Here is a 9,693-nt window from a genome sequence, read left to right on the forward strand (position 1 = left end):
GAGCCTTTTAATGTGTCGTAAATGCCATTTTTACAAATGTGACAGTATGTGTTAGAAGTATAATAAATCTGTTTTCCGAATTATTTTCATGAAGAAAAATATTTCTTTTCATGAAAATAAATTCTTCTTCTCGTGAAAATAATTTCTTCTTCTCGTGAAAATAATTTCTTCTTTGTATGAAAGTAAATCAGTAAAGATTAGTTTCTAAGTTTTAGAGTTTGGTTTTTACCTTTTTATGCCTTTGCTTTTTGCATTTTAAAACTGAGTAAAGTTACCTTGTTTTGCAGTTTATTATATTCGTTATAATGAACATAATGTCTCCTTTTTCTCATCTTTAGAGGTACTGTTGTTATACCCACGTGTCGTGTTGTTGGTTCGCACGAATGGTGTTGTTGGTTCGCACGAATGGTGCGGATGGCTAAACACCTCGCAATAGGCTATTAATGTGGAATTAATTTAATGTCAGAAAAGAGTTGTATTACGTAAAAGTAACTAACATTAGGTTGTTTCCCAAAGATGGATGAGTACTTGCAGAGTTATGGATTCTCACTGAAAGATATGAAGAGACACCCTCTTGATTTGCTGAAAGTGTTGGAACGTAAAATAAAGTAATAGCTTTGTCTCTTTGTGTGCTAAGGTCAATGAACAATGAGAAACTGATGATAGCTAATAAAATAAAAGGTGCACTTTTGAGAGTCAAAGGCGCACCTTTTATATGTTAGAAGCGTATCTAATACTTAAATGAACTACCTCCTAAGAACTCTCTGAGTAGGGAGGTTGGAGGGAGATTGCGGAAAGGTAGTGGTGCAAAATACTTGAGGAACTTGCGCAGGCGATAGGCTTCAGCATATTCCTCACAGTTCTCTGGCACTTGTTCCAATACCTCTTCCGCCTGCGGTTTGATAACGGCAAGCTCAAAGAGGAGGGCTGTGTTGAACATTACATCCGCCTGCTCTTGATAAGGGAAAATCCACTTGTTCTCACCAGCACGTACACTTGGCCAGCGGTGGATTGTTTCTTGTGCAGAACAACCACGATATTTGTAATCGCGAACAATACGACGAAGTAGTCGATTGTCGGTTGTTGGGATATAGTTATGGTCGTCTAACAGGATCGTAGTGAGGGCAGATGCGTATATTTTAAACTTCTTGTCGTCTGCAATCTGCTCTGTCAGTGCAGGGTTGAGCGCATGAATACCTTCCACAAGTAGTATGTTGTTCTCTCCAAGATGCAGTTTTTTACCGCTCTTTTCACTCATTCCAGTTTGGAAATTATACTTTGGTAGTTCCACCTCTTCACCACGGAAAAGTGCATTAAACTGCTCATTGATAAGTGGAATATTCAGTGCATAGATACTCTCGTAATCAAGTTCTCCGTTCTCATCTTTTGGTGTTTCAGTCCTGTTAACGAAGTAGTCATCTAAGGAAATCTGTACTGGTTTCACACCACTTGCTAATAGTTGGACAGAAAGACGTTTGCAGAAAGTTGTCTTACCACTCGAAGATGGACCAGCTATGAGTACTACCTTTATCTCTTTTCGTGCAGCAATCGTATCGGCAATCTGCGATATCTTCTTTTCTTGCAGAGCCTCACTGACGTTAATAAGGTCGGTTGCCTGTCCATTCTTTACCGCTTCATTGAAGTCGCCCACCGTCTTAATGCCTAAGATACTCTGCCATCTATGATGCTCTTTGAACACCTCGAACATCTTGTCTTGACGTATCAATTCACCTAATTTAGAAGGGTCTTGTGTAGAAGGAATGCGCAAGAGGACTCCATCAAAGTAAGGCTCCAACCCAAAGAGATGAAGTTGACTCGTGTTGGTAAGCATCGAGCCATAGTAATAATCCTTATAATCGTCAAGCACATAATAGACACAATAAAGGCTACCGCTGCTTTTAAGGAGTTTAGCCTTTTGAATGTCACCTAATTCAGTGAACATCTTTACAGCCTCCTCGGTTGTTGTTTCGTAACGCTGGATAGGCATCTTAGCGTCGATAATCTCCTGCATTCGTGTACGGATACGGTCAACATCCTCTGTTGTAATCTCATGTCCGAGCTTTAAGTTACAGTAGTAACCATTTGAAACAGGGATGTCTATGACTACAGAACTGGTGGGGTAGAGGTCGTGAACAGCCTTGCAAAGCACTAAGAAGAGCGAGCGGGTGTAAGTGCGAATACCTGATGGTGAAAGCAGGTTGAGAAACTCTATGTCCTTATTATGATAGACACGATAATGGAGTCCTTCCACCTTATTGTTTACTTTCGCACTCACTGGTCCATAAGGCATTTGAAGATTAATTTCTTTATAAATGTCAGAAAGTGTACTTCCAATTGGGACTTCTTGAGTTTTTTTATTATTTTTGCAACGGATATGCAGTACTTGTCTCATAATCATTGATGGTTAAAATTATGTCAGGGAACAATATTGTCCTTTGGTAAATAGGATTGTAAAGTTAGGGAAAGTTTTGCAAATATCCAAGAAACAGACATCACAAATTAAGTTATTATATGTCGATTTGGATTTTCTTTAAGCTCATTGGTGCATTAGCTTTGCTGATGTTCGGAATGAAGGCAATGAGTGAGGCACTGCAGAAAATGGCAGGTCCGCAGTTGCGCCACATCCTTGGTGCAATGACAACTAATCGTTTTACGGGTATTCTTACGGGTACATTCATCACAGCTGCCGTACAGTCGTCAACTGCAACTACTGTAATGACAGTCAGTTTTGTGAATGCTGGATTGCTGACATTGGTGCAAGCCATCTCTGTTATCATGGGAGCGAACATTGGAACGACGCTGACGGCATGGATTATGTCGGCTGGTTTCTCGTTTAACATTACTGATTTTGTATGGCCAGCCTTCTTTATTGGTATCGTACTGATCTACTCTAAGAGACGTAAACTCATTGGTGACTTCCTCTTTGGTATCTCATTTATGTTCTTGGGATTGGGAACCCTACGTCAGACAGGTATCGATATGGACCTTGCGCACAATCAGGCTGTACTCGATTTCTTTAGTCATTTTGACCCACAAAGCTTCGTAACAACTATCGTTTTCCTACTTATCGGTAGTGTGCTGACCATGTGTGTGCAGAGTTCTGCCGCTATTATGGCTATCACGATGATTCTTTGTTCAACGGGAGTATTGCCTATTTATCAGGGTATTGCACTCGTAATGGGTGAAAATATTGGTACAACTGTAACCTCAAACCTCGCTGCTTTGACAGCAAACACACAGGCTCGCCGAGCTGCTATGGCTCACATGGTATTCAATGTCTTTGGTGTTCTCTGGGTATTATGTGTTTTCCATCCTTTTATCAATATGGTATGCGATTGGGTGGGTTATGATGTAAATATGCCAAAGGGCGCGCCTGGCTTTGCTGCTAATGCTGCTAAGCTAAGTTTTGTGCTTGCTGCTTTCCACACAACCTTCAACCTTGCCAACACAGCTATCCTCGTTGGACCAATCAAGTATTTAGAGAAGCTTGTCTGCATTATTATCAAACCAAAGGCAAACAAGGACGAAGACGAGTTTCGTCTGCACTTTATTCAGGTTGGTATCATGAAGACTCCGGAGCTTTCAGTGCTTGAGGCTTCAAAGGAGATAAAGTCGTTTGCTGAGCGTATTCAGCGTATGTTCGGTATGGTTCGTGAGCTACTTGGCGAGAAAGATACAGATAAATTCACCAAACTCTATAGTCGTATTGAGAAGTATGAAGGTATTTCTGATAATATGGAGATAGAGATTGCGAAGTATCTCGACCAAGTTTCTAATGCTCACCTGAGTGATGAAACCAAGGAGAAGGTACGCTCTATGCTTCGTGAAATCTCTGAGTTGGAGAGTATCGGAGATGCTTGTTATAACATTGCTCGTACTTGCAGCCGTCTTATCAATAGTAAGGAAGACTTCACACAGGAGCAGTATGACCACATGCATCAGATGTTTGAGTTGACAGACGATGCTCTGACACAGATGAATCGTATTCTTGTTGGTCACCGTCAGGACAACGATGTGAACCGTTCGTTCAATATTGAGACCGAGATTAATAACTACCGCAATCAGTTACGCTCGCAGAATATCAACGATGTGAACGACCATAAGTACACCTATGCAGTAGGAACAATGTACATGGACATCATTCAGGAGTGCGAGAAATTAGGCGACTATGTAGTCAATGTTGTTGAGGCTCGTATGGGTGTTCGACAGCAAGACGCATAAAATTTTGAGTATGATTAAACAAGATAAAGGCAGGGGCATCAATGTGTGTCCTTGCCTTTACTATATCATGACTTCCATCTCTTGAATGCTTATAGTATCACCACTTGACGGGTTCTAACATTCGGTTGCACTTTCATTAACCACATAGAGCAGTTCATTTAATCTTCAACACATTTGGTGTTCGCCATTCGCACAACATGTGTTCACCATCAACACAACATGTGCGGAGCGTCCGCACGATAACTATTAGGGACCGAAAGACCAGTTAAGGACATCATTGCCGATTTAGATAAGCCATTAACTCCTCACAACTCAAAGCATAGAGATGGGTACTCCATGTGTATTCTTTGTTTCGTCAATAACGAAGATACTATGCAGACTTCCTATACAATTAATCGTACCAAGCGTGTTGAGCATGAATTGTTGATAGCTTTTCATGTCATGCGCATATACTTTAATAAGAAAATCGTAGTCACCACTGGTGTTATAACACTCTGTTATTTCCTCAAGATTCTGCACAACGTCCATAAACTCTTGTATGAGTTCTTGAGAGTGTTGTTTCAGTCTGATATTACATAAAACCATAATGCCATTGCCAACCTTATGAGGATTCACAACCGCCATGTATCTTTCTATATAGCCATCACGCTCCAATCGCTTCTGTCGCTCAAACGTGGGAGAGGTTGAAAGGTGGAGTTTTGCAGCTAATTCTTTTACCGTAAGATCGGAGTTGCGCTGTAGAATACGTAGGATTTTACGGTCGGTTTCATCTAAAGTCTCATTATTATTCATTTCGATATATTTTGTTTTTGCAGAATATTATTCTACTGTTTGTTGGGAATATGGGGTAAAGATAGTATATTTTTCTGAATTATACAGTAAATTTTGATAGTAAATGGTTTTGTTATATCTTTGCAATCGAACTCAAGAATAAAAACAATAAAGCAAATAAAGATATGAAAAGGAATCTTGAAACTATATGTATTCATGGTGGTTGGCAACCTAAGAAAGGTGAACCTCAGCAGCTACCCATTTATCAGAGTACAACTTTTAGATATGAGACCAGTGAGCAAATGGCACGTTTGTTTGACTTGGAGGATAGCGGTTATTTCTATACTCGTTTGGCTAATCCTACCAATGATGCTGTAGCCAAGAAGATTGCAGCCCTTGAAGGTGGCGTTGGTGCTGTACTGACTTCTTCGGGTCAGGCTGCTAACTTCTATGCTATCATTAATATTTGTGGAGCAGGCGACCATTTAGTGACTTCTAACACAATCTATGGCGGAACGTATAATCTCTTTGGTGTAACACTGAAGAAGTTGGGCATTGAGTGTACCTTCATTGATCCTGAGTGGGATGATGAAAAGATTGAGGCAGCCTTTCAACCAAATACAAAATGTTTCTTTGGTGAGACGATTTCTAACCCAGGAGGTAAGGTATTTGACATCGAACGCTTTGCAGGAATAGCTCATAAGCATGGTGTACCACTGATAGTTGACAATACATTTGCTACACCAATCAACTGTCGTCCTTTTGAGTGGGGTTGTGATATCGTCACTCATTCTACGACAAAGTATATGGATGGACATGCCTCACAGGTTGGTGGTGTTGTTGTCGATTCTGGTAACTTTGATTGGGAAGCATATAGTGAGAAGTTCCAAGGATTGACCACTCCTGATGAGAGTTATCATGGACTCATTTATACGAAGTCGTTTGGTAAATTGGCATATATAACGAAGCTCGTTACTCAGTTGATGAGAGACCTTGGAAGTATTCCTGCACCGCAGAATTCATATCTGCTTAATATTGGTCTTGAGACCTTACACCTTCGTATGAGGCAGCATTGTGATAATGCACAGAAGGTAGCTGAGTGGTTGGAAAAGAATGAGAAGGTGGCATGGGTGAACTATTGTGGTCTTCCTTCAAATAAGTATTATGCTTTGGGACAGAAGTATCTTCCAAATGGTTCATGTGGTGTCATAGCCTTTGGTTTGAAGGGTTCACGAGAAGACGCCATCAAGTTTATTGATAGCTTAGACTTTGTTTCTATCGTCACTCACGTAGCTGATGCACGTACTTGTGTTCTGCATCCGGCAAGTCATACTCACCGCCAGTTGACAGACGAACAACTCCGTGAGGCTGGAGTAGCACCAGACTTAATCCGTCTTTCTGTTGGTATTGAGAATGTTGATGACATCATCGCAGACATTGAACAAGCTTTGAAGTAATTCAAAAAATGATATAAAAAAGGACACCCAATAACTGAGTGCCCTTTTTTATTTTATAATTTTATAAAACCCTTCCCCGTAAACAGTTCATTCCTTACCCCCCTTTTCAGTAATTACTCCCCTCTCCTTTCGGAGAGGGGTCGGGGGTGAGGCTCCTTTCTTTTTCCTTTCGGAGAGGGGTTGGGGGTGAGGCTTTTTGGGGGTGAGGCTTTTGGGGGTGAGGCTTTTTTACCTCATCACCCTCACTACTTCCACTGACCTTTCAAGCCATTCTTCCATCTGCTTGTAATCCTTCTTTTCCCATACATCTTTGAAGTCCATAAACTCATGGGCAAGACGGCTTTCATAGGCGTTACGGCGATAGCTGGTTAGTTTTCCTTGTTTCATGATTTCTACACTACCAAACTCGTTGGCGGGTGTTGGGATGTGTATCCACCCTTTTTCTCCTTGTATGAGAATGAATGATGGACTACTTGAATCCTTTGCTGCGGTACAGGTCGCGGTCATCGTAGGATAGGAGAGAACCATTACACCTGAGGTATCAATGCCATTGTGACCTCGGTTAGCAAAATATTGTGTTGCGGTAGGTTGTCCGAAAAGACCGATGACAATATTGATATTGTAGACATTGAGGTCGTTCAGTGCACCACCTCCTAATTCAGGGTTGAATGCAGGGGCAATATCACCCTGTAAATAGCGTTCGTACTTACTTGAATATTGTGAGAAATTACACTGCACAAAGTGGATGGGACCAATCTTCTTTAGGCTATCTTTGACCATGCGGAAGTTAGGTGTATGGAGTGGAGAGATAGCTTCAAAGAGGTAGAGCTTTCTTTCTCGTGCCATTGTTGCAAGCTCTTCTGCTTCGGCAATCGTGAGGGTGAAAGGCTTTTCTACAATTACATTCCTACCAGCTTCTAATGCCATACGTGTAAATTCGTAATGGACATTGTTGACTAAAGCGATATAAACGAAGTCAGCTTTGTCTTCTTTTAGTAATTGAGCATAGTCGGTATATATACGTCCAATATGATTCATCTTCGCAAGAAGTTCTGCTTTTTCCTCATTGCTATGTGAGAATATACTGGTGATTTCTATCCCTTTGACTTCTGTCTTGAGTAGTGAGATAACTTCTGTAGCTATCATCCCTGTCCCTACAATACTAATCTTCATCTTTTCTATAGCTTTTTAAGAGCATGTTCTATGGACTAATTTTCTATGGGATAAGCCTATAGAATGTGCTTTGTTACTTTCCTTATACAACAAAAGTAGGGAATGTTTTGGAAATAAAAGGGGAAATGACTATTTTTGTTGTCTCTTAACAAGCATTAGTTGATATGAATAATAAAAATTTTTCATTCCTTTTAGCATCTCTTTTGTTTATAACTACTATGGCTGGATGCAAAGGTGAGAAGGTATCAGCTGCGGAGAAAGTGAAGGACTCTGTGACCTCTCCTTCTTTGATAGCTGACTCTGTTGTAAAAAAGAAAGACGTACCATTGGTGGTTGATTCTATTGGTAAGTCTTATAGTACAAAGAAGGGTGACGTTGATCTTGCTTATTCCTTCCCTGTGTCTGGTCCTCAACCACTGGTCGATTCTCTCCGTGCTTACCTCTCGTCTGAGTTGGTATGGATTGGAGATGACTATAGTGATGAGGGCGTAGAGTCTAAACCTTATAGCAATATTGCAGATGGTAAGGGAATGATAAACTACTATGCTAAGAATGCTTATAAGAGTATAAGCAAAACTTTAGATGAAATTGATGACCCAGATGTGGCTTGGAAACCAGAAATTTCTAAGTTTATAATGAAGCTAAATGAAACGGAACGTTATGTTACGTACTATTCTTCTTTTTACACATATTCAGGTGGTGCGCATGGAATGGCTTCAGAATATGGGGCTACTTTCGACAAGAAGACGGGTGTTATGCTGCGGAATGTATTGAGTCCGAAGGATATAAAAGCACTTCAACCTATCCTTAGAACTGGTGTTGAAAGCTATTTCAGAGGGTGGTATGAAAAAGAGAATGATGTTGAAAGCCGTGTAAAGGAAGATATGGATGGGCTTTCTCTTGAGAATGGTATTATCCCATTACCAGGAAATGGTGTTTATCTTTCTCCAGAGGGTGTGGTGTTTATCTATGGATTCTATGAGATTGGTGCTTATGCTATCGGAATGCCTACCTTTACTGTTCCTTATAAGAAGATAGGAAAGTTCCTTTCGCCTGAGGCAAGACGCCTTGCGGGGATTAAATAAACTTTCTTAATTCTGTAAGTTGGATTGAATTATATTTGGCTTTGAAGTTGAGAAATGACTTTTCATTAGCCCTTTTCACTGACTATTCTCTCTTTTGAAGGGAATAGTCAGTGTTTTTATTGGTGCATCAACCAGACAAATCCTTTTGCAATTCTGACTCCGTTGTCTTGGAAATGGTTGCCTTCATTCCATTCCATCTTACAATTGACACCTTTATCTTTGAATATTTGTTCTTGGCGAAGGATGTCTTTACTGATAGTTGACATCATTTTTGTTTTTGTTTTCTCTTCTTTGTCGCCAAGGCTGAGATATGCGTGTTCTACTTGTGGCTGGTGGGAGTTGGCATAGTCTAACCAACCTGTATACCATGCTGAAGGGGATGCTGAGACAATTCCATGGAAAGGAACATTCTGTTTATAACTTACCCAAAGACTAAAAAGGCCTGCTAATGAATATCCTCCTAAGATGGTATTGCTTTTGTTGAGCTCTAAAGCAAATTGTGTCTTTAAGGTCGGGATAAGTTGTTCTAATATATATAATAAGGTGGAATGAGCGCCATCACCAAAGGGAACCTTTCCAAATACAGGGGGAGCAGGCCAAGGGGTTAGCTCGGCATTCCATTTATTTATACGAACAGCAATATGTATGAATGGTGTCTGCGAGTTGTCTTCTATATAGGTGATTTGTCGCTCCAACTCCTCTGTGTCATTACTGTCAACGGGTTGAATAATGAAAAACTTTACGTTTTCTTCGCTATGTAGGATGCAAGTATGCTCTCCAATCTTAACAATCTCCTTTTTATGTCTCATTCTTTTTAAATCTTATTTTAGGGTGCAAAAATAATCATTTTTAAGCAAATTAGTTGATTTGGGTCAATTTTAAATAAAAAAGTTCATTTCTTGAAAAAATAATCTTCAAAACATTTGGTGGGAACGGAAATTCTGTATACCTTTGCATCCGCTTTACAAAACAAGCCACCTGGCAAG

The 9,693-nt window shown here is 40.3% G+C and carries 7 protein-coding genes; 3 read left to right on the forward strand and 4 right to left on the reverse strand.

All coding sequences use genetic code 11. The features are described 5' to 3' along the window. Positions 1–730 precede the first annotated feature (730 nt). Entirely contained in the window at positions 731–2,398 is a 1,668-nt protein-coding gene (locus tag HMPREF1505_RS06525; RefSeq protein WP_197017505.1) for a nucleoside kinase, read from the reverse strand. Positions 2,399–2,511: 113 nt separating this feature from the next. Between HMPREF1505_RS06525 and HMPREF1505_RS06530 the strand changes: the two genes are divergently transcribed. Beyond that, positions 2,512–4,221 carry a Na/Pi cotransporter family protein gene (locus HMPREF1505_RS06530; RefSeq protein WP_036923808.1) on the forward strand — a complete coding sequence of 570 codons (1,710 nt, stop codon included), beginning with the start codon at positions 2,512–2,514 and terminating at the stop codon, positions 4,219–4,221. Positions 4,222–4,533: 312 nt separating this feature from the next. Here the strand turns inward: HMPREF1505_RS06530 and HMPREF1505_RS06535 are convergent, their stop codons facing one another. Then, positions 4,534–5,013: an Lrp/AsnC family transcriptional regulator gene (locus HMPREF1505_RS06535; RefSeq protein WP_036866854.1), complete on the reverse strand. Its 480-nt coding sequence runs from the start codon at positions 5,011–5,013 to the stop codon at positions 4,534–4,536. A 164-nt stretch (positions 5,014–5,177) separates the two neighbouring features. Here HMPREF1505_RS06535 and HMPREF1505_RS06540 point away from each other — a divergent pair, with 164 nt between their 5' ends. Further along, complete coding sequence (locus HMPREF1505_RS06540) at positions 5,178–6,449, forward strand: O-acetylhomoserine aminocarboxypropyltransferase/cysteine synthase family protein (protein WP_036923809.1); 1,272 nt, start codon at positions 5,178–5,180, stop codon at positions 6,447–6,449. A 228-nt stretch (positions 6,450–6,677) separates the two neighbouring features. Here the strand turns inward: HMPREF1505_RS06540 and HMPREF1505_RS06545 are convergent, their stop codons facing one another. Next, positions 6,678–7,622, reverse strand: coding sequence for a Gfo/Idh/MocA family protein (locus HMPREF1505_RS06545; RefSeq protein WP_036923810.1), 945 nt, complete (start codon positions 7,620–7,622; stop codon positions 6,678–6,680). Positions 7,623–7,840: 218 nt separating this feature from the next. Between HMPREF1505_RS06545 and HMPREF1505_RS06550 the strand changes: the two genes are divergently transcribed. Next, positions 7,841–8,707: a DUF3298 and DUF4163 domain-containing protein gene (locus tag HMPREF1505_RS06550; RefSeq protein WP_013264045.1), complete on the forward strand. Its 867-nt coding sequence runs from the start codon at positions 7,841–7,843 to the stop codon at positions 8,705–8,707. A 116-nt stretch (positions 8,708–8,823) separates the two neighbouring features. Here the strand turns inward: HMPREF1505_RS06550 and HMPREF1505_RS06555 are convergent, their stop codons facing one another. Continuing rightward, the gene (locus HMPREF1505_RS06555; RefSeq protein WP_036923812.1) at positions 8,824–9,516 is read right to left on the reverse strand and encodes an alpha/beta hydrolase; all 693 of its coding nucleotides are present in this window, start codon (positions 9,514–9,516) and stop codon (positions 8,824–8,826) included. Between the last annotated feature and the right edge of the window lie 177 nt (positions 9,517–9,693).

Origin of the sequence: Prevotella sp. ICM33, assembly GCF_000517825.1 — a bacterium.
In the GTDB taxonomy this organism is placed as follows: domain Bacteria; phylum Bacteroidota; class Bacteroidia; order Bacteroidales; family Bacteroidaceae; genus Prevotella; species Prevotella melaninogenica.